Annotated in this window: 21 protein-coding genes, 1 other RNA gene and 1 pseudogene; 11 read left to right on the top strand and 12 right to left on the bottom strand. The window is 32.7% G+C overall.

Annotation, left to right across the window (positions count from 1 at the left end; all coding sequences use genetic code 11):
* Positions 1–82: 82 nt before the first annotated feature.
* Positions 83–478, top strand: a transfer-messenger RNA (tmRNA) gene (gene ssrA, locus ACJJVO_RS15925).
* Positions 479–551: 73 nt separating this feature from the next.
* Here the strand turns inward: ssrA and ACJJVO_RS15920 are convergent.
* The 6 genes from ACJJVO_RS15920 to ACJJVO_RS15895 form a co-directional block, all read right to left on the bottom strand.
* Positions 552–1,823, bottom strand: coding sequence for an alginate export family protein (locus ACJJVO_RS15920; RefSeq protein ID WP_405575898.1), 1,272 nt, complete (start codon positions 1,821–1,823; stop codon positions 552–554).
* A 145-nt stretch (positions 1,824–1,968) separates the two neighbouring features.
* The gene (locus ACJJVO_RS15915) at positions 1,969–2,799 is read right to left on the bottom strand and encodes an ABC transporter ATP-binding protein (protein WP_405575896.1); all 831 of its coding nucleotides are present in this window, start codon (positions 2,797–2,799) and stop codon (positions 1,969–1,971) included.
* Positions 2,796–3,656, bottom strand: coding sequence for an ABC transporter ATP-binding protein (locus tag ACJJVO_RS15910; protein WP_405575895.1), 861 nt, complete (start codon positions 3,654–3,656; stop codon positions 2,796–2,798). The genes ACJJVO_RS15915 and ACJJVO_RS15910 overlap by 4 nt, the downstream gene beginning before the upstream one ends.
* Before the next feature lie 78 nt (positions 3,657–3,734).
* Positions 3,735–4,841, bottom strand: a complete 1,107-nt coding sequence (locus ACJJVO_RS15905; protein ID WP_405575893.1) for an ABC transporter permease — start codon at positions 4,839–4,841, stop codon at positions 3,735–3,737.
* A gap of 25 nt (positions 4,842–4,866) precedes the next feature.
* Positions 4,867–6,255, bottom strand: a complete 1,389-nt coding sequence (locus ACJJVO_RS15900; RefSeq protein ID WP_405575891.1) for a CmpA/NrtA family ABC transporter substrate-binding protein — start codon at positions 6,253–6,255, stop codon at positions 4,867–4,869.
* Positions 6,256–6,492: 237 nt separating this feature from the next.
* Positions 6,493–7,242: a Crp/Fnr family transcriptional regulator gene (locus ACJJVO_RS15895; protein ID WP_405575889.1), complete on the bottom strand. Its 750-nt coding sequence runs from the start codon at positions 7,240–7,242 to the stop codon at positions 6,493–6,495.
* A gap of 118 nt (positions 7,243–7,360) precedes the next feature.
* On the opposite strand from ACJJVO_RS15895, the gene ACJJVO_RS15890 reads away from it, so the two are divergent.
* The 10 genes and pseudogenes from ACJJVO_RS15890 (at position 7,361) to moaA (ending at position 14,348) form a co-directional block, all read left to right on the top strand.
* Complete coding sequence (locus ACJJVO_RS15890; protein ID WP_405575887.1) at positions 7,361–8,542, top strand: molybdopterin molybdotransferase MoeA; 1,182 nt, start codon at positions 7,361–7,363, stop codon at positions 8,540–8,542.
* A gap of 9 nt (positions 8,543–8,551) precedes the next feature.
* Positions 8,552–8,890, top strand: coding sequence for a winged helix-turn-helix domain-containing protein (locus tag ACJJVO_RS15885; RefSeq protein WP_405575886.1), 339 nt, complete (start codon positions 8,552–8,554; stop codon positions 8,888–8,890).
* A gap of 4 nt (positions 8,891–8,894) precedes the next feature.
* Positions 8,895–9,635 (top strand): sulfite exporter TauE/SafE family protein, encoded by a 741-nt coding sequence (locus ACJJVO_RS15880; protein ID WP_405575884.1) that lies wholly within the window; start codon positions 8,895–8,897, stop codon positions 9,633–9,635.
* A gap of 1 nt (position 9,636) precedes the next feature.
* Positions 9,637–10,215, top strand: a complete 579-nt coding sequence (locus ACJJVO_RS15875; protein WP_405575882.1) for a molybdenum cofactor guanylyltransferase — start codon at positions 9,637–9,639, stop codon at positions 10,213–10,215.
* Positions 10,206–10,439, top strand: a complete 234-nt coding sequence (locus tag ACJJVO_RS15870; protein WP_405575881.1) for a MoaD/ThiS family protein — start codon at positions 10,206–10,208, stop codon at positions 10,437–10,439. Before ACJJVO_RS15875 ends, ACJJVO_RS15870 begins: the two co-directional genes overlap by 10 nt.
* Positions 10,440–10,443: 4 nt before the next feature.
* Positions 10,444–11,520, top strand: a complete 1,077-nt coding sequence (gene moeB / locus ACJJVO_RS15865; RefSeq protein WP_405575879.1) for a molybdopterin-synthase adenylyltransferase MoeB — start codon at positions 10,444–10,446, stop codon at positions 11,518–11,520.
* Positions 11,517–11,960, top strand: coding sequence for a molybdenum cofactor biosynthesis protein MoaE (locus ACJJVO_RS15860; protein WP_405575877.1), 444 nt, complete (start codon positions 11,517–11,519; stop codon positions 11,958–11,960). Before moeB ends, ACJJVO_RS15860 begins: the two co-directional genes overlap by 4 nt.
* Positions 11,961–12,019: 59 nt before the next feature.
* Entirely contained in the window at positions 12,020–12,385 is a 366-nt protein-coding gene (locus tag ACJJVO_RS15855) for a four helix bundle protein (RefSeq protein WP_405575875.1), read from the top strand.
* A 35-nt stretch (positions 12,386–12,420) separates the two neighbouring features.
* A pseudogene (gene moaCB, locus ACJJVO_RS15850) lies at positions 12,421–13,335 on the top strand (bifunctional molybdenum cofactor biosynthesis protein MoaC/MoaB); the annotation flags it as partial.
* A gap of 5 nt (positions 13,336–13,340) precedes the next feature.
* Positions 13,341–14,348: a GTP 3',8-cyclase MoaA gene (moaA, locus tag ACJJVO_RS15845; protein WP_405575873.1), complete on the top strand. Its 1,008-nt coding sequence runs from the start codon at positions 13,341–13,343 to the stop codon at positions 14,346–14,348.
* Between the two features lie 14 nt (positions 14,349–14,362).
* Here moaA and ACJJVO_RS15840 read toward each other — a convergent pair whose 3' ends face one another.
* The 6 genes from ACJJVO_RS15840 to ACJJVO_RS15815 form a co-directional block, all read right to left on the bottom strand.
* Positions 14,363–15,799 (bottom strand): rubredoxin, encoded by a 1,437-nt coding sequence (locus tag ACJJVO_RS15840; RefSeq protein WP_405575871.1) that lies wholly within the window; start codon positions 15,797–15,799, stop codon positions 14,363–14,365.
* Between the two features lie 18 nt (positions 15,800–15,817).
* Positions 15,818–19,333 carry a molybdopterin-dependent oxidoreductase gene (locus tag ACJJVO_RS15835; RefSeq protein WP_405575870.1) on the bottom strand — a complete coding sequence of 1,172 codons (3,516 nt, stop codon included), beginning with the start codon at positions 19,331–19,333 and terminating at the stop codon, positions 15,818–15,820.
* 129 nt (positions 19,334–19,462) lie between these two features.
* The gene (locus ACJJVO_RS15830; protein ID WP_405575868.1) at positions 19,463–20,878 is read right to left on the bottom strand and encodes an MFS transporter; all 1,416 of its coding nucleotides are present in this window, start codon (positions 20,876–20,878) and stop codon (positions 19,463–19,465) included.
* A 174-nt stretch (positions 20,879–21,052) separates the two neighbouring features.
* Positions 21,053–21,715 (bottom strand): response regulator, encoded by a 663-nt coding sequence (locus ACJJVO_RS15825; RefSeq protein WP_405575867.1) that lies wholly within the window; start codon positions 21,713–21,715, stop codon positions 21,053–21,055.
* Between the two features lie 53 nt (positions 21,716–21,768).
* The gene (locus ACJJVO_RS15820; RefSeq protein WP_405575865.1) at positions 21,769–23,598 is read right to left on the bottom strand and encodes an ATP-binding protein; all 1,830 of its coding nucleotides are present in this window, start codon (positions 23,596–23,598) and stop codon (positions 21,769–21,771) included.
* Positions 23,595–24,179, bottom strand: a complete 585-nt coding sequence (locus ACJJVO_RS15815) for a DUF4202 domain-containing protein (protein ID WP_405575863.1) — start codon at positions 24,177–24,179, stop codon at positions 23,595–23,597. Before ACJJVO_RS15815 ends, ACJJVO_RS15820 begins: the two co-directional genes overlap by 4 nt.
* Between the last annotated feature and the right edge of the window lie 10 nt (positions 24,180–24,189).

Genomic DNA, 24,189 nt, shown 5'->3' with positions numbered 1-24,189 from the left:
ATAGCGAAAAGCCCGACCTGATAAGGGAACGCCCAAAATATTATTATCATTTATGAGATTCCTGCTTTTGTGGGAAGTAAACGGGGTCGACTGGTTTTGACAGCGAGATTAATTAGATGGTAAGCACGTGGTGTAATGGCATTGAAACACCTAAAAGGCTAGACCAAATTTTAAACGGCGAGAATAACTACGCTTTAGCTGCATAATCTGAATTATAGTAAGATTCGTGCTCATTCCTACTAGGTAGGAAGGCTAAATGTCTCCAGAAAGCCTTGGTTAATGGCGTTCTTTTTTGAGGCATCGTAAAAATTGACTTAGATTAGGTAGTGCTTTGATGCCTTTTCGAGATTAAAAAGCTAAGTTGTAAGTAGGTTGTCTTTAACCAGCTTACAATCGAAAAAACAAGAAAAGAATAAACGTGTAGAAAGCCTTTTGGTTACTTGTTTGGACGAGAGTTCGATTCTCTCCGACTCCACTTATTGGGCATAAAACCCACAAAAAAAACCTGTAAACTTATAATTTACAGGTTTTTATTTTAAACATCTTATCTCTTAATTCAAAAACTTAGGCTTTATTACCAACATTGCCCAAGCCCAATTTTGACTTCCGGCAGCTAAATCTTCTGTTACACCTTTTAATTCGTACATACCATCACTGGCAAACATATGAGAGTATCCTAACACCAAAGCACAACCTTTAAAGCTTTGTTTAAAAACCAAATCAACTTCAGTTCCTAAAGACTTTTCTCCGCTTGCCAATTCTTGTTCTCCACTAAAATTTAATGCTTTTACCAAAAGACTAGATTTCTCTCCTAATTTAAAGTTTGCACTTGCATGTATATCAACTAAACCAATTGAATTAGCATGATTACCTACGTAGAAGTAATCCATAAATCCATTAAATTTATGATTTGTTCCGTAAAGTGGGAAGAATGCTCCTGTTTCTCCAGCATCACCATCGTTACCACTAATAATTTCCATACCAGCTCCAAAAGTTATTTTATCTGATGATTTATAAGATAAATCTAAACTCAATAAATGAGCTCCTTTAATATCAACCTCTCCTTGTCTTTGACCAGTTTGAAGATAAGCATTTGCAGCAACACCAAATTTCCCAGTATTATATTTTAAATGTGTACCGATAGTTTGCAAACTACTTGTTCCATCTGCTGTAACTCCATCATCTTCATATTCTTGAAAACCATTATTCATTAATAATAAGCTACCAGAAAACTTAGACCACTTTTTACTTAAATGTAACATTTGCATTGTTTTATAAGAAAAGAAACCCGTTGTATCATAAGATGTACCTTCGGATACGAAACCTGTAGGGTTACTATAGTCTTGGTTAAAAGCTAATGCAAAATCTAATTCAAATTTATCTTTTGTATATTTTAGTAAAGCGGCATCATGGTTTCTTCCTTGTTGTGCCCAATCTAATCCACCTAAGATACGTTGATCATCATAAGATAAAACTTGACGACCAATTTTAGTAGAAAAACCTTCACCTAATTTTATATCTGCCCAAGCTTGAAATATAGCAAAAGAGTTATTTTGATCGTATGGTAAAAGTTGTCTGTTTTCTCCCCAAACCATGACATCTTGAAGACTAACATAGAAGTTATACACAGCTGTTTTAAAGCCTGCATTTAATCGCAGTCTTGTAGAAATTCCGTAACCTGCATCTGCATCATCTGCTATTATACTTCCAAATCCGTTTCTGTATTCTGTACGTGGTCTAAATTCTCCGTCTAGACTAAACTGAGCTTGTGCAAATTGAACTATTAATGCCATTAAGCCTATTAAAACGTATTGTTTTTTCATGGTTCTTGTTTTTAAGTTAGAATTATTTTTTGTCTTATTATGTGTCATTTTTGGTTGGTTTAGGTTGTGTTTTTCCTGTGCTTTTGAAAAATTCAATCTTCAAAAACTTGTTTTAAGCTAAATAAACTGTTGTTGTTTTTACTTTTTAATGTTCTAAAAAGTCTATTAAATGTTTTCTGTATTTGTAATAATCACCATGCTCTAAAACTGATTTTCGAGTACGAGGTCTTTCAAAATTGATATCTAAAATATCTCCAATTTTTGCCTTAGGTCCACTAGTCATCATAACCACTCTGTCCGCTAAAAAAATAGCTTCATCAACATCATGTGTTATCATTACCGCAGTGATTTTTTCTTTATTCCAAATTTCAATTAAGATATCTTGAAGTTCTCCCCTAGTTAAAGAATCGAGCATTCCGAAAGGTTCATCCAATAGCAATACTTTTGGTTTTATGGCGAATGCTCTGGCAATTCCTACACGTTGTTGCATACCTTGAGATAAATCAGATGCTCTTTTATGAAATGAATCTTCTAAACCTACTTTCTGTAAATAGTATTTGGCAATATCATTTCGTTGCGCTTTTGTGCCATGTGGAAATACTTGGTTAACACCTAACAGTACATTCTGCAAAGCTGTCATCCAAGGCATTAAACTTGGTGCCTGAAAAATAACACCTCTATCAGGACCTGGTCCTTTAATCTGCTTGCCTAAAACAGAAATTCGTCCTCCAGAAATAGGGTTTAATCCTGCTATCATTGAAAGCATTGTTGTTTTGCCACAACCCGAATGACCAATTATTGTTACAAATTCCTCTTTTTTAATTTGCAGGTTTAAATCTTCGAGAACCACATAATCTCCTTTTGGTGTAGGATATACTTTCTTTAAATTCTTTAAATCTAGCATCACTTCATTAGAAGGAAAAAGTCCATTATCAGTAATAATTCCTATCTTATCGTTTTCTAAAATAATACTCATAATATTTGAAATTTAAACTGATTAACAAAATCCTTAGGTGTTAAATCTGGAAGTGTAATCTCTTCCGAAGTTTCCGATTTTCGCTCCTCTCCAATATCCATCAGATATTCAATAATGGCATTTCTTGTTTTCTTAAAATTCGCATTATCATTCAATTCCGTTTTATCACGTGGACGATCAATATCAATTTTAAATTCTGGTCCTAGGGTTGCGTTAGGTCCTGGTCTTAATGGAATAATTCGGTCTGCCATATAAATTCCCTCATCAACATCATTCGTAATCAATAAAGCAGTTCGCTTATCTTTTCCCCAAATATTTAATATTTCATCTTGAAGATTACCACGAGTCAATGCATCTAAAGCACCAAGCGGTTCATCCATAATTATCATTTCGGGCTTCATTGCCAATGCTCTTGCAACAGCTACTCGCTGACGCATACCACCAGATAATTCATTTGGACGCTTATTTATGGCTGGTGTTAAACTTACCATTTCAACATAATCAGCTACAATCTCATGTAACTCGGTTTTGCTCTTTTTAGGAAAAGCGACTTTTACGGCCATATAAACATTCTGGCCAACAGTTAACCAAGGCAACAACGAGTAATTTTGAAAAATAACGCCACGCTCATGGCTTGTTCCAGAAACGGGTTCCCCTTTAAACAAAACCTCTCCTTTTGTTGGCTCTATTAATCCATTAATTAAATTTACTAAGGTCGTTTTTCCACTTCCTGTAAAACCAACAATCGCTACAAACTCTCCTTCTTCTATAGAAAGATTAATATTAGATAATACTTCTGTTTCAGTATCACCTTGTCCGTATGTTTTATAAATGTTATTCAGTTCTAAATATGCCATTTTTTTCTGTTTAATCGTTTATTTGCTTAACTGTTTAACCGACTCAACGAATAAACATTTTAACCAATTCAACATGCGTTATATCGCGTCTGTTTTATCAAAAGACACCCAGTTTTGAATCGTTAACATTAATCTATCTAACAAAAATCCGATGATACCAATAACAAACATGGCAACAATTATTTTTGCGTTAGAATCATTTGCTCCATTCTGAAATTCTTCCCAAACAAACAGTCCTAATCCTGGACTTTGCGCTAATAATTCAATAGCTATTAAAACCATCCAAGCTACAGATAACGTAATCTTTAAACCTGTAAATATTAATGGTAAAGATGATGGTAAAACGACTTTAAATATTTTCTGAAAAGATCCTAACTTTAATACTTTAGCCACATTGATATAATCTTTATCTACAGAAGAAACTCCCATTGCTGTATTTACTAAGGTTGCCCACATAGAACATAAACCAACACTAATAAATGAAATTGTAAATGAGCTGTCTTCATTAGAATCTATCAATAATGTTTTTACAATCATAAACACTAATAAATACCAAACTACTGGCGAAACAGGTTTGAAAATTTGAATAAACCAATTGAAAGAACTCTTTAATGTTGGACTTAACCCTATAAATATTCCTAAAGGAACCGCTATCAATAAAGCCAATAAAAATCCTGCGAATACGGTTTTTAAACTTCTAAATATTTGATCTACAAACGATGGTCTACCTGTATATGTAATAGCATCTAAACCGTCAGCAACTCGTTTTTCATTCAATACAGCCGTTTTTTCTTTAAAAGCAGCTTTGTCTGCAGCAATAATATTATGATCTCTTAATAATGATTTATAAGAATCCCATACTTGAGATGGTGATGGCAATGTGTTTGGCTTACAGCTAACATCACCAGATGCAATACATACTTTCATAGCCTCTGCAGCCTCTTCTCCTTGATCCGTAAGCGCTTTTTCAATTTTAAAATCAGCCTCCTTATTATAGAGTGCTTTAGCTCCCATATGCCACAAACCAATAAATAAAAGAATTGAAAGAAGAGGCACTAAAGTTTTACGTAAAAGATTCTTAAAGTCTTCCTTTTCTAGTTTCCCAGTAAATAAGTCTTTTATAGTGTTAAAAACACCTAAACCCATAAATTTAGTTACTTTCCCTAATGTTATACTCTGCTTCATATTCTCTTATTTTTTGTATTATGATTTATTGAGCTACTTTATCTTTGTTTCCTATTTTAAAGCTATTGATGTAAGAAATAGGATCTTTAGCATCGTATGTTGTTCCGTCAATAAAATCTGATGTTGCTGGCTTATAACCATCTGTCTCTGGGACATCTGATGCTGGTATATTACCTTCTTCAACTAATAGTGCTGCCGCCTTTTTCCAGATATCTGGTCTATAAATATCTTTAATAGTATTAGCATACCAATCTGCTGATTTTGCTTCAGGAATTTGTCCCCATCTTCTCATTTGTGTTAAGAACCAAATACCATCAGAATAGAATGGATACGTTGCATTATATTTATAGAACACATTAAAATCTGGCATGTCTCTTTTATCACCTTTTTCAAACTCAAAAGTACCTGTCATTGAATTTGCTAAGACAGCTTCATCAGCTCCAACATATTGTGACATAGATAAAATCTTTACTGCTTCTGCTCTGTTTTTTGGCTCGTCTAACCATTTACCAGCTCTTATTAACGCTTTAGTAACAGCTATTGCTGTATTTGGATTATCTTCAACAAATTTCTCTGTCATTACAAATACCTTTTCTGGGTTGTTTTTCCAGATATCATAATTTGTAACAACTGGCACACCAATTCCTTTAAAAACAGCTTGCTGATTCCATGGTTCACCTACACAGTAACCGAAAATAGTACCTGCTTCTAATGTTGCTGGCATTTGTGGCGGAGGCGTTACAGACAATAAAACTTCTGCATCAATCTGTCCTTGTACGTTATCTGCTGTATACATTCCTGGATGAATACCTGCTGCAGCTAACCAATATCTGATTTCATAATTGTGCGTTGACACAGGGAATACCATTCCCATTTTAAATGCCTTACCATCAGTTTTATACTGATCGATAACCGGTTTTAGAGCCTCTGCTTTAATGGGATGAATGGGTTTTCCGTCCGCATCTTTTGGTACATTTGGTTCCATTTTAGACCAAACATCATTAGAAACCGTAATAGCATTTCCATTTAAATCCATTGAAAAAGCGGTTACTAATTTTGCCTGACGACCAAAACCTGCTCCTGCAGCAATCGGCTGACCAGCTAACATGTGTGAACCATCTAATTGACCATCAATAACACGATCTAATACGTTTTTCCAATTCGATTGTGCTTCAACTGATACAAATAAACCTTCATCTTCAAAAAAACCTTTTTCTTTAGCGATTGCTAATGGAGCCATATCGGTAAGTTTTATGAATCCAAATGTTAATTGTGGTTTCTCTATATCTAAAGATGTTTCTGAGGTCTTTTCAGCGACGTCAGCCGTCTTTGTTTTCTTTTCTTCATTACCACAAGCAAATAAGAGTATTGCTATTGGTAAAATTAAAGTTAGTCTTGTTAATAGTGATTTCATATCTAATGTTTTAAAATTAAACTAAGTATTAATACTTATTTTTAACAAATATATAAGTAGATATGTTACCAAAACATGGCTTTGAACTTATAAATACCTTTTTTTACACAATAAGAAAACCTGCCATAAAGCAGGTTTAAAAAACAAACAACTAATAATCAATTAGTTAAACACCACCCAATCGATTAAATTATCTAAGTAAAATAATACGTAATTAATAAATTTAAATAAGGGCTATTAACTGTGGAGATAAAAATTATGCTCGTCAATTTCTTTTTGAAGGATCGACACGTCTGGAATACCAATCTTCTTTCCGTGTGTTACAATGAGCTGTTCTTTCTTGAGAGCAGATAGCACGCGAATAACCTGTTCTTCTGTAGTGCCAACAAAATCAGCATAATCACTTCTACTTAGCACCAAATCGAGGTAATTATTTTTGTGTTTAAACTTTCTATTGATATACAATAACGCATCTACAACACGTTCTCTAACCGTCATTTGAGATAACGATTTCACTTTAGATTCACTCTTATTCAGCTCATTAGCATAAAAAAGCATAAAATCATAAGTAAACTTTGCGTCATTAGCCAATCTGTTTTGCAAACTTTCTTTAGAAAAATAGCACAAAATAGAATCTTCTAAAGCCACAGCTCCGATGGAATAAAACTCTTCGGTACCAAAACCTCTATGCCCTATAATTTCACCATTACTAGCAAAACGAACAATCTGTTCTTTACCATTAATACCTGTCCTAAAGACTTTTGCCTTTCCTTTAAGCAAAAAGAAAAGACCACTAACTGGAGCACCTTCTAAAATGAATTGCTGACCTTTTTTACATCTAATTTCACTTTTCTTTTGAGCTAAATCAAAAGTAGCATCTGGTTTCAAATTTCTTTTAATCAAACAACTTTCATTGCCACATGCTTGGCACGACACACCAGAAATAGAATGTTTTTTTGATTGAGAATGAAGAAACTGAATAGCCAAAATTATAGTTTTGAATCACAATAATAAGTATTATTACTTATAAAATAAACTAAAATACGTAATTATTCTTATAAGTAATCAATATTTCGCTATATTTACAAAAACATAACGTTGCTAAATGATTTCAATTAAAGATGCCATCCAGCTTGTTAAAAGCAATTGTAATCCACTTTTAAAAGAGGTTATAAAACCACTCGAAAAATCAGGAAACTATAGACTTTATAAAGACGTATATTCCCCTATAGATATGCCACCTTTTAGACAATCTGCAATGGACGGCTACGCTTTAAATTTGCATAACTCCACAAATTATAAACTTATTGGTGAAATAAAAGCAGGAGATGATGCTTCACCAATTTTAAAAATAGGTGAAGCCATAAGAATTTTTACGGGTTCACCTGTACCAGATTCAGCAAATACAGTTATTATGCAAGAAAAAGTAATTGCTAATAACGCTACCATTTCTTTAGAGAAGAGTGCAGTTTCTATTAATCAAAATATTCGTCCTAAAGGCGAACAGGTTACTAAAGGAGATTTAGCTCTTAAAAAAGGCACGAAATTAACTCCTGCGGCTATTGGTTATTTAACAGGACTTGGTATTACTGAAGTTTCTGTGTATAAAAAACCATCCATTGCTATTGTAACAACAGGCAATGAATTAGTTGAAGCAGGACAATCTTTGCAATATGGAAAAATATATGAAAGCAATTCTAAAATGCTTCAAAATGCGTTATATAACTTGAAGTTTTACGACCTCACTATTCACAAAATTAAAGATGACTATGACGAAACGCAGTCAACATTAAATAAGTTAATAAACACAAAAGATTTAGTACTCATCTCTGGAGGAATTTCTGTTGGAGATTACGATTTTGTAGGCAAAGCACTTCAACAATTAAACGTTGAGCAGTGTTTCTATAAAGTCATGCAAAAACCTGGCAAACCATTATACTTTGGAAAAAAGGATAGCACTACCATTTTTGCATTACCCGGAAATCCTGCAGCAGCATTAACTTGCTTTTACATATATGTCCATATCGCTTTACAAAAAATGATGAATAATACTACTGTTGAATTACCAAAAACAGAAGCAAAATCTAACTCAACATTTAACAAAACAGGTAATCGACCTCAATTTTTAAAAGCCATTTATAAAGATGGAATGGCTACTATATTGGAAGGTCAAAGTTCTGCAATGCTACAGACATTTGCATTGTCAAACGCTTTAGTTTTTATGCCTGAAGATGTGAATCAAATTAATTTAAACGATACCCTCGAAGTTATTTTATTACCTGTTTAATTAATATCTATGAGTTATAAAATTAAAAGTAGAATCTGGATTGAATCTGAAAACAATGTCTTTTTGGGAGAAGGGAGGATTCAACTTCTAAAAGCAATTGAAGACACAGGCTCTCTTTCTAAAGCGGCAAAAAGCCTAAAAATATCATACAAAAAAGCTTGGCACCTTTTAGATTCTGTAAACCAATCTGCTAAAAAACCAGTGACCATAAACACCATTGGTGGCAAAGGTGGTGGAGGCGCTCAATTAACAGATTATGGTAAATCTGTAATTAAAACTTTTGACGAGATCAATAAAAGTTGTTGGGCTTTTTTAGATACTCAATTAGTAAAAATGGAAGATTTATAAATAGATGCTACAACTAGAAAACATAACCCTTTTTTTAATCATACTGCCAATAGTATCCTTTCTTTATGCTAGTGTAGGCCATGGAGGAGCAAGCGGTTATTTGGCGCTAATGGCTTTGTTTTCGTTTGCACCAGAAACGATGAAATCTACAGCACTTTTACTTAATTTATTTGTTGCAGGTATTTCATTTTTCTATTATTACAAAGCTGGCTTTTTTAATCGAAAATTGTTTGTTTCATTCGCTATTACATCCATTCCCTTTGCGTTTTTAGGCGGAATGCTAGACGTTGACGCCTCTATTTATAAAAAGATACTAGCCGTATTACTCATCTTCTCAATATTAAAAATGCTTAATGTTTTTGGTAAAGAAAACACTAAAATAAAGGACGTTAAATTATGGCAAAGCCTTTTAATAGGAAGCGTAATTGGTTTCTTTTCCGGTTTAATTGGTATTGGAGGTGGCATTATTTTAACACCTATTATTCTACTTTTCCATTGGGGAAAAATGAAGGAAGCGGCTGCGGTTTCCGCTTTATTTATTTGGGTAAATTCTGCATCAGGATTAATTGGTCAATTCACCTCTGGAGTTACATTCGATTCAAATGTTTTTATACTTATCACAATTGCAATAATAGGTGCCATCTTCGGTAGTTATTATGGTAGTAAAAAAATAAACAACAAACGTTTACGACACATACTCGCTTTTGTTTTAATAATCGCTTGCGCCAAACTCGTTTTGACATAAAATGAGAGACAAAAAAAACATAACAGGTATTATTCTTGCTGGTGGAGCAAGCTCAAGAATGGGAACTGACAAAGGTTTCTTAAAGCTGAACAATAAACTTTTTATTCAACATATTATTGATGCAGTAAAACCGTTAGTTTCTAGAATTATCATTGTTTCTAATCTTAAAAAGTATGATGCTTTTGGCATAGAACGTATAACTGACGACATAGAAAATGCTGGTCCTTTAGCAGGAATTTATTCCGGTTTAAAAGCATCAAAAACAGAATATAATTTAGTACTGAGCTGCGACGTACCACTTATTAAAAAAAGGATTTTACAACAACTCATAGACGCTTCTGAAGACACTATTGATATTGTACAGATTGAAAGTCAAGGACAACACATGCCACTTATTGCTGTATATAAAAAATCTTGCGCATCTATGTTTCACAAACTTTTACTTAATGATGAAAGACGCTTACACAAAGCAGTTAGCGCTTGTAACACTAAATCAATTATTCTAAATACAGAAGACGACATATACACCACAAATGTTAATACGCCAGAACAATTTAAAAACTTAACACAATGCTTATAACCGTTAAATATTTTGGACTTATAGCTGAAATCACGCAATGCGAAAACGAAGCTATTTCTTTTGCGAACGAGACCGTTTTAAATTTATTGAACGTGCTATACGAAAAATATCCAGCTTTAAAGAGCGAGGAATTTCAAGTCGCACAAAATCAAGAATTGGTCACTTTAGAAACCATATTAACCGGAAACGAAATTGCACTCTTACCGCCTTTTGCGGGTGGCTAAAAACATGAATAGATACAGCAGACATATTAGCCTTAAGGAAATAGGACAAACAGGACAAAACAAACTCTCTAATGCAAAAGTATTGGTTGTTGGCGCTGGTGGTTTAGGCTGCCCTATTTTGCAGTACTTAACAGCTGCAGGCATTGGCACCATAGGCATTATAGATTTTGATACTGTCGAAGTCTCTAACCTGCAACGTCAAGTACTATTTGGCACATCATCTTTAGGCAAAAATAAAGCTGAAGCTGCAAAAACACGACTTCAAGATTTAAATGATACCATTACAATAACAGCATATCCAGAACGATTAACCCATAAAAATGCGATTGACTTATTTAATCAATACGATATTATTGTTGACGGCACAGATAATTTTGAAACGCGCTACCTCATCAATGATGCTTCAATTATCACCAACAAACCATTAGTTTTTGGTGCTATTTATAAGTTTGAAGGTCAAGTATCTGTCTTTAACTACAATAATGGACCTAGCTATAGATGTCTTTTCAAAAAGCAGCCACAAAACAACACGCTTAATTGCTCTGAAGTTGGTGTTTTAGGCATTTTACCCGGCATCATTGGAACCATGCAAGCGAATGAAGTTTTAAAAATAGTTTTAGATATTGGAAATGTGTTATCCGGAAAAGTTCTTGTTTACAATGCTTTAACACTTCAAAATATGGTTTTAAAGATCAATAAATCTGAAGAAGAAATTGATAAGGTATTACGAGAACGTGATTTTTTCACCTCTAAAAACACAATTGCCAATTGCAATTCTGAAACAAATATAATTTCAATTAAAACAGCAATAAAAAAAGATAGTATTCAATTTATTGACGTTAGAGAAATTCATGAATTACCAAAAATTGAAATTATTAAAGTCACCTCAATTCCTTTGAGTGATTTAGAACATCAATTAGATAAGATAGAATTAAATAAAGAGAAACTAATTTTCTGCCAATCTGGAAAAAGAAGTAAACAGGCAATTTCTTTATTAAACCAATTAAAAATCACCAACTGTTATGCCATAAAAGAGAGCATTTCAGACATAGAAAAATATTTAAAAGAAGTATACAAATGACAACTAAGAAATCGAAAAACGTTTTTAAACAAGGTGCTATTTCTTCCGAATTTATTGGAGAATCTATCGCCAAACACCAAACCAAAACAAGTATAGGAGCACATTCTATTTTTTTAGGTCAAGTACGCGCAGACGTTATTGATAACAAAACTGTAGCTGCTATTGAATATACTGCCTATGAGGACATGGCAAATGAAAAATTTAATACCATTAGAGAAGCTACATTTGAGAAATTTGACTTAACATGTATGCACATCTATCACAGCTTAGGCACTGTGAAATCTGGTGAAATTTGTCTTTTCGTATTTGCTTCATCACCAAGACGAAAAGTAGTATTTAAAGCCATAGAATTTATTGTAGAAGAAATTAAAGCACATGTTCCTGTCTTTGGAAAAGAAATTTTTGAAGACAACTCACATCAATGGAAAGAAAATAGCTAAAAAGTGTTTTTTGTTGAATCGTTTTTTTGCTTAAATGCTGAATTATTAAAATTATAAATATGTCATATACCTTTTCTTTTGAAAAATTAAATGTTTGGGTTGATTCTAAAACATTAATAAAATTAATATATTCTGTTACTAAGGGGTTTCCAAGCGAAGAAAAATTCGGGTTAACAAATCAACTCAGAAGAGCTTCAATATCTGTAGCTTCAAATTTAGCAGAAGGAACATCAAGAAAAACGAATAAAGATAAAGCACATTTTACAACAATGGCCTTTAGTTCATTAATGGAAGTTTTAAATCAACTTATTATTTCTAAGGAACTAGAGTTGCTAAATGAATTTGATTATCAAAAAATAAGGAAAGAAATTGAAAAAATATCTAATAAGCTTAACTCTTTAAGAAACTCACAATTAAAAAGTTAAACGAATAAACAATTTAACATTTAAACGGAAACCAAAAAATGGTAGATATCACACACAAAAGCACAACACTAAGAATAGCAACAGCCCAAGCCATTGTAATGGTCAGTAAACCTGAAACCATAATTGCTATTGAAAATGATACAGTACCAAAAGGAAATGTATTTGCTATGAGCAAAGCGGCTGGCTTATTAGGTGTAAAACAAACTCCATATATTCTTCCTGATTGTCATCCACTTCCAATTGAATACACAGGTATTGAATACGAAATAAATGGACTAGAAATCAAAGTACTGTTCACGGTTAAAACCATATATAAAACTGGCGTAGAAGTTGAAGCCATGCATGGCGCGAGCATCGTTGCTTTGAATATGTATGATATGCTAAAACCTATAGATAAAGGCATTGAAATTCATAACATTAAATTATTAGAGAAAAAAGGTGGGAAATCTGATTTTAAAGACCGCTTTAGAAAAGATTTAAATGCCGTTGTAATTGTATGTTCGGATACGATTTCGGCAGGACACAAAGAAGATAAGGCAGGAAAAGCAATCATAGCGAAACTAGAAACTTGCGATGTTAAAATTGCAGATTATATTGTGATACCTGACGAGAAAGATATTATCCAAGAGAAAGCTCTTAAATACCAAAACGAAGGTGTTGACTTAGTAATTTATACAGGCGGAACAGGATTATCAGTTAGAGATGTTACACCTGAAGCTCTATTACCTCTAATTGATAGAAGAATTCCTGGTATTGAAGAAGCTATTCGTAATTACGGCCAAGACAGAACACCATATTCCATGTTATCTAGAAGCGTTGCTGGCACCATAAAAAACACGTTAGTTTTAGCATTACCAGGCTCCACAAATGGAGCAAAAGAATCTATGGATGCTATTTTCCCTTCAGCATTACACATTTTTAAAATATTAAAAGGAGCACGACACGACTAAAACTAATGACAAAGACTAATTCTATATTACAAGATTCGTTTGGTAGAGACCATGCTTATTTGCGTATTTCACTTATTGAAAAATGCAACTTGCGTTGTTCTTACTGTATGCCAGAAGAAGGCATTCAGTTGTCGCCTAAAAGTCATTTAATGACTTGCAATGAAATTTACACCATCGCTAAAACCTTTGTAGATAATGGAGTTACAAAAATAAGACTTACAGGAGGCGAACCTTTAATAAGAAAAGATATTCCTGAAATTCTGCAAAAACTAGCAACTCTAAATGTTGAACTTTCTATAACCTCTAACGCTGTAATTATAGATAGGTTTATAGATATTTTAAAAGCTAATGGTGTTAAAAAAATAAATGTAAGTTTAGATACTTTAGATCGCGATAAGTTTAAACAAATAACACGCAGAGACCAATTCACAAAAGTTTACAACAATATTCTATTATTGATTAAAGAAGGTTTTATTGTAAAAGTGAACGCTGTTTTAATGAATGATTTTAACGAAAATGAAATTATTGATTTTATAAATCTCACTAAAGATTTACCTGTTTCAATCCGGTTTATTGAATTTATGCCTTTTGATGGCAATAAGTGGAATATGAGTAAAATGGTTTCATATAAACAGGTTATGAATCTTGTTAACGCTAATTTTAACAAAAATGAAATTTTACGACTGCAAGACGCGCCAAACGACACCTCTAAAAATTATAAAATAAAAGGTTACAAAGGCAGTTTTGCTATTATTAGCTCTGTAACAAATCCGTTTTGCGATTCTTGTAACCGCTTACGCCTTACTGCAAATGGACAACTTAAGAATTGTCTCTTCTCCTCTACTGAATCGGATTTATTAACCACTTTACGCGAAGGAAACCCAATAGAACCTGTAATTAAAAAAGCCGTTGAGGCTAAATTTAAAATACGTGGTGGTATGAATACGCTCAAAAAATTACAAGAACCAAAATTGCATAGTCAGAATCGGAGTATGATTACAATTGGAGGGTAAATTAATTAAATATTTTAGACTTCTCTTACAAAAACCTTCTTTTCAAAGCTAGATTTAGGAGCTTCACAAAGCGAACAGGTATAAGATTCAGAAAGGCTTTCAAATTTAGAACCTGGCACAATATCTTGTGTGATATCGCCATATTGAGCATTATAAACCGTTAGGCATTCTTTACATTGATAAACAATCTCTTCAACTGTATCTTTTAAAATTTTAGAATTGTCTTTAGCATCTTTTTCAGTACCTAACTCATCAAAGTACAATTGACTTAGTTCCATTAATAAATTTGATAAATTTGATTTATCAACATCTTGGACATATGAAATATAGTCCCTTGTATTAGGATCAAAATTCTTTGCATAAAGTAAGTTATAAGTATCTCTGATACCGATATCTTTTAGTTCCTCTGGTTTCGCATTGATTTCGATAACAATTGATGTAAAATAATATGCTTTTCTAATGTGGTTTGTTATACCAAATGTGAGTCCATAAGTACTAATGTCATTTTTATCAAAATTATTTACCAAATATTTTTTTAAACTCAAGGCTTCCTTGTCTGCAACTGGTAAATGCCAATTGAGTTCGAGCATAGAATGACGCACATTAATTCCATTTTTACCTAAAAATTTTTCCCATTGTAATTTAGAAGACTTAGGAATCCCTTTAATAATAAAAGATTTCCAAGGTGTAATTGATATTTTTCCAATTTTATCATCAGAGCATAAGTTACACATAGCCTTTAAAAACTCTAAATCATATTTATTATTTCTCCAATATAAGCCTAACCAATATTTGTCTTGCCCTATTCTATTCATACCTTCGTAATACGGAAACGGGTGAAAAGGTACGCTTAGTGGCTTATCAACCGTTCTATTTTCGGTATCCACAGCAACATTCACCAACTCAAAAACCATCTCTATGGAATCTGGCTCTTCTTGCAAAACATCTTCTATAGCCACAACAATTTTTTCTATATCCCAACTATATATTAGTGCTGGATACATTTCCATTTCCTTCCACTCTGGAAGTCTTATATACAGATGCCAATAGTCTTCGTGCTCCGAAGCTATAAAATTAATATGACCTGTAAAAAGTGGTACTAACCGCTGTTTTGGATCCGTTATATTAACTTTTAATTTCGGCTGCGTTCTAAATTGTTCCAAAATATATAAATAACGACCACTTGTTAGCCATGATGTTGCGGGAAAAAGATCTGTCGCAACATAGGACGAAATAATATTTTCTCCATCATGACTTCCCGGTTGTATTATTTTGAGTTTATCAAACTCTTTTATTCTGTTTGCGTCAATCGTTTTTGAAAACAAAATATCTTGTCTAGACCCAAAAGAAATAGATGTTAAACCTAAACTTTCTGCAGATTCGCATATATATTTCAATTCCGCAGGAGATAAAACACCTCCATTTACTATAAGTCTGCTTAAATTATTCATGTGTAAATAATTATTTTTTTATGCCTTTACGCTTAATAACATATCTCTTACTTGAGGTTTACAACTTCCACAACCCAAACCTGCTCCTGTAACATTACATAATTCTGTAAAATCTGTACAACCTTGCTGAATAGCTTCTTCAACATTACCTTCTCCTACCTGGCTGCATGAACAAATAAGTTTCCCTATAACTGGTTTGGTATTAGAAGCACCTCTCAATAAGGTGTTTCTTTTGTCTGACATTTCAATTTTTTCGCCAATCATGGTTTTAAACTCAGCAAATTCATCTTTATCACCCATTAAAACGGCACCAACTAACAAATCATCTTTTACAATACATTTTTTATAGTAACGCTTAGAAATATCCGTGAATATAACTTCTTGGTAACTATCATCATTTTCAGGAACATTTATTTCACCAATACTACAAAGGTTTAGATTGTTGAATTTTAAAATATTCATTAATACAGAACCGTAATATGAGCTACTCACATCACCTTCAATAAAATTAGCTAAAACACCTGCTTGTTCTTCTGCTGCAGACGTAATTCCGAAGAGTTTATTATTATATTCTGCTATTTCTCCAATGGCAAAAATATTAGGATCTGAACTTTGTAAATGTTGATTTACCTTAACACCTCTACCACAAGAAATACCATTCTTTTTTGCTATTTCTACATTAGGAACCGTACCAATTGCATAAACTATCGCATTTGCAGTAATCAGTTTTCCACTTCGTAAAGTGATGTTTAATTCTTTTGAATCTTCATCATCAAAAACCGTGTTAACTTCATTATCAAAATAAATTTGAATACCTCTTTCTTTCACATCGAGCGCCAACAGCTTACTAGACACCAAATCTAATTGACGCTCCATTAATCTGGAAGCCCTTTGAATAATGGTGACATTAACATTTTGATGATTTAAAGCAGCTGCTAATTCTAATCCCAACAAACCACCTCCAACAATCGCAACATGCTGTTCTTCTGGTGGCAACTTAGTGTCTTCTAAATACGATTTAAATCGATCTGCATCTATTTTATTTCGCATAGTAAAGCGACCAGGTAATTCTATCTGTACATCTTTAGGTAAAAATGCACGACTTCCTGTTGCTAAAATAAGTTTACCGTAACTATGAGTTTCACCTTTATTATCCGTAATTACCTTGTTTTTTTTATCGATTTTAGTGATAAACGTTTCAGGATGTATGGTAATATTTAATTTCTTAAGTTCTTTTTCCTTTATTTTCAGTAGTTCTTCCCAAGTTAATTCTTCGGTTATATATTCTGGCAATAATACACGGTTATAGAATAGATTAAACTCTTTTGAAAACACATGGATTTCGTCTTTTTCGTTTTTCTCTCTATAATTCTGAATAAATCTAAAAGCCGCTGCACCTGCACCTACAATTACAATCTTTTCTTCTTTCTTTTGATATTTACTAACAGAAACATAAGTGAATTTAAATTCTGGTTCTTTAGATATAGGATCTACAATAGTATTGGTTAAATTATTTGCTCTATTTAAATCATTCTGCAATTGTTTTCCCCAATGCATTGGTAAGAAAACAACACCTTCTCTCACCTTATCCGTAAGACTAGCACGAACACGAACTACACCATTGGCGCTCTTAATCTCTACAATATCACCATCTTCTATTTTATAGATATAAGCATCTATTTTATTAATCTCTAAAACAGGCTTAGGATAATGTGCTTTTAACCTTGAGACTTTCCCTGTCTTTGTCATGGTATGCCACTGATCACGAACACGACCTGTAGTTAAAATCATAGGGAAATCCATATCCTTTTTTAAAGCCGAACTCATAATTTGCTCTGGAATATTGAAAATTGCCTTTTGCGATGGTGTATAGAATTTTTTATCTTCAAAAAGTCTTGGCGTTCCTGCATGCCTATATTCTGGAACTGGCCATTGAAATGTGCCTTCGTTTTTTAAACGGTCATAATTTAAAAAAGAAATATCAATATTAGTTCCTTTGGTCATAGAACAATACTCATCATAAATCTCTTCAGCATTACTATAATTAAAACCCCTATAACCCATTTTTTGAGCAAACTCACATAATATTTCAACATCTGGTTTCGCTTCTCCTGGTGGATCAATTTCTTTTGGTAAATACGAAATACGACGTTCAGAGTTTGTCATCGTTCCTTCTTTTTCCAACCATCCTGCAGCAGGAAGTACTAAATCTGCATAAGCAACAGTATCTGACTTGTGTGATATATCTTGAACAACAACAAATTTTGCATTCTTCATTGCCTTTTCAACTTTATGAAGATTAGGCATACTCACTAATGGATTTGTACACACAATCCAAATGGCTTTTAGTTTTCCTGATTCTAAAGCATCAAACATTTCTGTAGCTGTGTAACCCGCTTTATCCGAAATTTTATCGACTCCCCAAAACTGAGCAACATCTCTTCTATCATCTTCATTAAAAAGATCTTTATGCGCTGCTAAAAGATTAGCCATACCTCCTACTTCTCGTCCTCCCATTGCGTTTGGCTGACCTGTTAAAGAAAATGGACCAGAACCAGGCTTACCTACTTGACCTGTAATTAATGATAAGTTTAAAAGTGAGAAATTTTTATAGGTACCAATAGAACTTTGATTAAGACCCATTGTCCACATACTAATGTAACCTGTAGCGTTACCAATATATTTTGCCGCCGTTTTTATATCATCTACAGAAACACCACAAAGTTTTGAAGCCTTTCTTAATGACAAATCGAAAACCTGCTTCTTATATTTATCGAAACCTTCTGTGTTATTATTTATAAAATCTTGATCGACTAATTTTTTTTCAATGATGTACCTTCCAATAGCATTATTAAGAATAATATCGGTTCCTGGAATAAGCTGAAGATGTAAATCTGCAAAATTTGCTGAATCCGTTTTTCGTGGATCTATGACAATAATTTTAGTATCTGGATTTTCTTCTTTATGTTTTTCAATACGTCTAAAAAGTATAGGATGACACCAAGCAGGATTTGCACCAGTAATCAAAAAACAATCTGCTAATTCAATGTCTTCGTAAGAAATAGGCACACTATCCTCTCCAAAGGTTTTTTTATAACCAACGACAGCAGAACTCATGCATAGCCTAGAGTTAGTATCAATATTATTAGTTCCTAAAAATCCTTTTGTAAGTTTATTAGCAATGTAATACTCTTCCGTTAAACATTGCCCTGAGACATAAAAACCAACACTATCTGGACCATATTTTTTAATGATAGATTTAAAAACGCTACTTGCTCTATCCAATGCATCGTCCCAAGATACGCGTTCGCGAGGATGCGATCTACTCCATCGCATTTCTGGATATAAAATCCGATCTGAAGTGTCATTAGCTACATAATGAAGATTCATTCCTTTAGAACATAACATCCCTTTGTTAACAGGATGATCCTTATCTCCTTCAACAAAAACTTTATTGTTAATATCCTTTTTTACAATGATACCGCAACCAACTCCACAATAAGAACAGGTTGTTTTTACTTCATTTTTCAACATACTACTTCATCATTTTTATTATCAATTAAAGACATTTTATGTCAGCAAACAAGTCTTGAATAGCATTATTATGAATCTCATAAAATATAAGATTTATAGTCCGTAATTCATAATTATATTAGCTAACAATTAGCTTTTTACTTTTATCGCTTCTAATTCTCCAAAGCTTTCATTAAGATTAGCTTCCTCTGCATGTTCATCTGCAGTAGTGAATTTTATAAGTAAAGAAAGTACTCCAATAAATATAACCGTAAAACCAATAATTAAATAGCCATTAGAAACCGCAATCGAAGATGCTGCTGCTTGCGCATTATTAATAACTTCCTCTCCTAAACCTTGACTAGCAGAAATAGCTGCTTTCTCTGCTACAGCAGATTTAGATTTTAACAGCATTGCTGCTAAAAAAGCACCAACATTACCACCTGCACCAACAATGCCAGAAATGGTTCCAATAGCTTTTTTATTAATAAATGGCACTACAGAAAATGTTGCTCCTTCAGCCATTTGCACACTTAAACTAAATAATATTAAAAATACAATTCCAAAAATAATACTGGTACTAGTCGAAAAAATTGAAAGCATTGTACCTTGTGTAACCAGTATTGCCGCTAAGAATAATACACGACCACGTAAGCCTTTTAACTTTCCAAACTTGTCTCCAAAGAATCCTCCTAATGTTCTTGCAAAAATATTCATTAAAGCAAATGACAACACAATGTTACCAGCAGTAACACGCTCTAACTGAAAGGTGTTTTGTAGATAATCGTCCATGGTACCATAAACAGTTAATTCGATACCAAAACAACCTGCGTAAACAAGAAACAGAATCCAAACTCTATAATCTTTAAGCACACTTAGAAAAGAAATTTTTTCTTTTTTCTCTTCAATGATTTCCGACCTGTTGATATCTTTAAAGTTACCTTCTGGCGTATCTTGAGTAAAAAAGAAATACACAATTCCCATTAAAAAACAAATAACACCAGCAACTACCATAGAATATCTCCAAGCCTCACCTTCTGCAACACCAAAACCAATTACAGCTGCTGCAATTAAAGGCATTCCCAAACGATTAGCTCCACCACCAAGATTTCCCCAACCAGCAGATGTCGCATTAGCCGTACCTACAATTTTTGGTGAAAACATTAATGTGGTATGTACTTGAGTGATTACAAATGAAGCTCCTATAAAGCCTATAAATAATCTACATACTAAAAACTGAGTTGGCGTTTGCACTAAACCACACAAAATAACAGGTACAGCACCTAATACCAACAACCAAGTATAACAGAGTCTTGGCCCATATTTATCACATAACTTACCAATGAGTAAACGCGCGAATACAGTACCTGAAACTGCTAAAATTATAGAATTCCATTTCTGATCAGGACTTAATCCTAAATCTTTTACCACATCTGGCATAAATGGCACAATCCCAAACCATGCAAAGAAACATAAGAAAAATGAAAATGATGTAATCCAAAACGTACGGATTGGAATACTTTTAATATCTAATAAATTAAGCTTTGTCGCTTTTTGAGAAGTCATAAGGTCAAGAATTAAGTATTTTACGATTTAAAAATAAGTATTATTACTTAGTTTTTAAATTAAAAATTACGTATTCTTTTGATTAATATGAAATCATCAGTTAAAAGAAGAAATCTTAGTAATTTAGTAGTTAAGCGCTAAAAAAAATAGAATTCTATTATTAAATTCAAATTCTCAATCAAGATTATATTCAGCTGCTTTCTCTGAAAGTTCTTTGATGTTTGAAACTTTTAGTTTCTTCATCAAATTAAAACGATGCACTTCTGCCGTTCTTCTACTGATATCCAATTCTTCTGCTATCTGCTTATTGTTTTTAAGCTCTAAAACGAGACCGAGAATTTGTTTCTGACGTTTTGTAAGGCCGAAAGGATCTTTTACAGCAGTAGTATTTGCAACAGTTGCCTTTTTAGTACCGTTAACAAAATTATTAATAATAATAGATGAAATATCTCCTGCAAAATACTTATCACCAGAAGCTATAGTGTGTAAAGCTTTTATAAACTCATCTTTACTAGCACCTTTAAGCATATAACCATCTGCACCAGCTTCTATAGCCGAAACTACGTATTCTTCAGAATCGTGCATGGAGAGCACCAAGGTTTTTATGTCTTTATATTTTGCTTTAATGGCTTTTACCAATTCAATACCATTCATTTCTGGCATTCTAATATCTATAATCATTAGATCTGGTTTATCAGTAGTCAAAATTTCCAGAGCCTTAACTCCATTAGATGCTTCATTGATAACATCAAAATTTTGTTGATCTTCTAAAAGTGCCTTTATACCATCTCTAACTAGTACATGGTCGTCAACAAGGATAATTTTAATAGCGGACATTTTACATATTTTTCTATATACGAAAATAATAAAAAATACGTATAACTACGTATTTACATGGGAACATTTAAGGTCACTTTTGTACCTTTATTCGGTTCTGAATTCAAGAAAATTCTACCGTTAATATATTTAATACGCTCTTGCATAAACGTTAATCCCATTCCTCCATCTCCATTCTTTTTCTTTTCAACCTTATCAGGATCAAAACCTTTACCATTATCATCTATAACAATACTTAGCATTTCTTCAGTATGCGTAATTGTTACAATGATATGAGTTGATTCTGCATATTTTATGGCATTATTTATGGCTTCTTGGGTAATTCTGTAAATATTTATTTCTATTAAAGAATCTAGACGCACATTGAATTTTGTCTTACTGTAAAGCACAATATTTTTACCCGTAAGTTTAGCTAATTCTTTTGTTAGCTTTGTAATTGCAGGAACCACACCATGATCCGTAAGCTCTGGTGGTGCGAGATTAAAAGTAGCAGTACGAATACCTTTAATGATATCTTCTGCCTGAAGCTTTAACTGCTCAACCTTTACTTTAGCTTTCTCAATATTACCTAAATCTATACTTTCTAAATTATACTTAAGACCTGTTAACATTTGCCCAATTCCATCATGCACATCCTTGGCAATTCGATTTTGCTCATTTTCCTGATTCTCAATTATTTTACTCGAAATAATTTTTTGCTGATTCATTTTTTCAACAAAACTAGCTTCTGTTAAACGCTCTATTTCTAGTTGAGCTCCTTTTCTATCCGTTATATCGGAAGCTATAATAAGTAACTCTGAATTATTGCCGGCAGCATTAAAGGGAATGATTGCTAATTCTAACCATACATTTTCCCCTTTCTTTGTTGTCCCTTTCACCTCGCCTTGCCAACCTATTTTTTTATGTTTTGAAATTAAGTTTTCAATAATTAACTGCTCTTTTTCATGGATACTAATTACTTCAGAAAAATTAATATTAGTAATATTTTTGTTAAGCCCAAAAAATTTTGAAATTCGAGTACCTATCTCAACAACAGTTCCATTAGGCCTAATGCGAGCAAATAAAAGTGTCTCGTCCATAGCACGCGTTAATGCACGTAATTCTTTTATTGATTTCTCCTTAGCAACACTTAATTCATCAGCTTCAAAAGCCATTCTTTTAGCTTTCTTTTCTGCTATTAATAATTTTGAAATACTGTTTTGTACCGTCTTTGCCGTAGGCCAAAAAACAAATAATAATTCTGCCAATAAGATAAGTAGCGTAAGTGCTGTTAGAAGTAACTCTAAATTCTTTAACCAATTTACTTTTTCCTCTGCTTCAAAATCGTATTGGTTTACTATTTGATCCATAGTGTCTAGAAAACTACTTTCATTTGTTTTGATAATTTCAACCTCACTAGTAAGATCTAAAGCACTATTATTAGCTTTTGTTTCAACTATTTCAATTATGCGTTTTGAAGCCTCATTAATATTATTAAAAACAGGATTAATCTTTTGAAATAAAGAAGCTACGGAATCACTATTATTATTTGGAAGCCCTAGATTAACATCACCTTTTTGCAGCGAATTATGGGAAGACTCCCATAATAAAAGCGTGGTTTGAAATTTATTTTTAAGTGCAGTGCTTTCTTTTAAATTATTAATAGAAGAAAGCATAATAGCCTCTTTTGTTAATTTCTGACTTAACATTCGTTGTCTTCCTGCAACGTTAATGACCGTAGAATCGGTTTGTTGATCGTTTAGATGTTTTCTTATTAAAAACTGACTAATAATCACAGATAATGCAATTGTACTCAAAGCTACTATATATAAGCGGCTTAGCTTTCTAAACGTTCTTTGATCTAATGAACTGCTATTTTCTGGCATTTGTTTTAAATCTATCAATGAATCGCTTGTTTTATTAGAGCCAAGCTTTTATCAGAATAATTAAGACTTAAGGCAAAGTTATGACCTTGTTCAGACATTTTTCCCCAAGTTTTTTGAAGAATAGTAATAATCTTTTTATCCTCGTGCTTACTGGCAAATTCTTCAAAATAATAGTCTAAAAACACCAAACAAATAACATCTTCAATAGTCTGACTTTCTTCATCCTTTTTAATCATTTTTTTATTAATTAAAAAGGAAACTCTTTTTATAAATTCTTCACTATAACCAACTTCGGTTAAGATTTCCGTTGTTATTGTAGCGTGCATTTTTTTTAAAGTCTCTCTCCATTTTAAATAACCAACTCTATCCATTGGAAATTCATTTCTGGCAATTTTCCATCTGCAAATATGTTGAGCTCTTGCAGCTATTTGAAGTTCTTCTGAGGCATCTGATTTAAATTGCAACAACTTTTGAAACATACGTTGCGAATACAGTAATTCTTTTGAAAACTCAACACCATGACTACTATAAGTATTTATATCTTCAGCATTTTTCTGATCAATTAATGCTATCGCTATTTCAAATCTAGTTGGCTTCATTTATTTGATT

Origin of the sequence: Winogradskyella sp. Asnod2-B02-A (genome assembly GCF_045063645.1) — a bacterium.
GTDB lineage: Bacteria > Bacteroidota > Bacteroidia > Flavobacteriales > Flavobacteriaceae > Winogradskyella.
Note: the sequence above shows the minus strand (reverse complement) of the source record. Positions and strands in the feature narration are given on the sequence as shown.

Excerpts from the sequence above, each read along its gene's own strand:
- ACJJVO_RS15830 (WP_405575868.1), bottom strand. The coding sequence starts at position 20,878 with ATGACTTCTCAAAAAGCGACAAAGCTTAATTTATTAGATATTAAAAGT.
- ACJJVO_RS15825 (WP_405575867.1), bottom strand. The coding sequence starts at position 21,715 with ATGTCCGCTATTAAAATTATCCTTGTTGACGACCATGTACTAGTTAGA.
- ACJJVO_RS15920 (WP_405575898.1), bottom strand. The coding sequence starts at position 1,823 with ATGAAAAAACAATACGTTTTAATAGGCTTAATGGCATTAATAGTTCAA.
- ACJJVO_RS15840 (WP_405575871.1), bottom strand. The coding sequence starts at position 15,799 with ATGAATAATTTAAGCAGACTTATAGTAAATGGAGGTGTTTTATCTCCT.
- ACJJVO_RS15855 (WP_405575875.1), top strand. The coding sequence starts at position 12,020 with ATGTCATATACCTTTTCTTTTGAAAAATTAAATGTTTGGGTTGATTCT.
- moeB (WP_405575879.1), top strand. The coding sequence starts at position 10,444 with ATGAATAGATACAGCAGACATATTAGCCTTAAGGAAATAGGACAAACA.
- ACJJVO_RS15890 (WP_405575887.1), top strand. The coding sequence starts at position 7,361 with ATGATTTCAATTAAAGATGCCATCCAGCTTGTTAAAAGCAATTGTAAT.
- ACJJVO_RS15900 (WP_405575891.1), bottom strand. The coding sequence starts at position 6,255 with ATGAAATCACTATTAACAAGACTAACTTTAATTTTACCAATAGCAATA.
- ACJJVO_RS15905 (WP_405575893.1), bottom strand. The coding sequence starts at position 4,841 with ATGAAGCAGAGTATAACATTAGGGAAAGTAACTAAATTTATGGGTTTA.
- ACJJVO_RS15815 (WP_405575863.1), bottom strand. The coding sequence starts at position 24,179 with ATGAAGCCAACTAGATTTGAAATAGCGATAGCATTAATTGATCAGAAA.
- moaA (WP_405575873.1), top strand. The coding sequence starts at position 13,341 with ATGACAAAGACTAATTCTATATTACAAGATTCGTTTGGTAGAGACCAT.
- ACJJVO_RS15835 (WP_405575870.1), bottom strand. The coding sequence starts at position 19,333 with ATGTTGAAAAATGAAGTAAAAACAACCTGTTCTTATTGTGGAGTTGGT.
- ACJJVO_RS15915 (WP_405575896.1), bottom strand. The coding sequence starts at position 2,799 with ATGAGTATTATTTTAGAAAACGATAAGATAGGAATTATTACTGATAAT.
- ACJJVO_RS15885 (WP_405575886.1), top strand. The coding sequence starts at position 8,552 with ATGAGTTATAAAATTAAAAGTAGAATCTGGATTGAATCTGAAAACAAT.
- ACJJVO_RS15870 (WP_405575881.1), top strand. The coding sequence starts at position 10,206 with ATGCTTATAACCGTTAAATATTTTGGACTTATAGCTGAAATCACGCAA.
- ACJJVO_RS15910 (WP_405575895.1), bottom strand. The coding sequence starts at position 3,656 with ATGGCATATTTAGAACTGAATAACATTTATAAAACATACGGACAAGGT.
- ACJJVO_RS15860 (WP_405575877.1), top strand. The coding sequence starts at position 11,517 with ATGACAACTAAGAAATCGAAAAACGTTTTTAAACAAGGTGCTATTTCT.
- ACJJVO_RS15880 (WP_405575884.1), top strand. The coding sequence starts at position 8,895 with ATGCTACAACTAGAAAACATAACCCTTTTTTTAATCATACTGCCAATA.
- ACJJVO_RS15875 (WP_405575882.1), top strand. The coding sequence starts at position 9,637 with ATGAGAGACAAAAAAAACATAACAGGTATTATTCTTGCTGGTGGAGCA.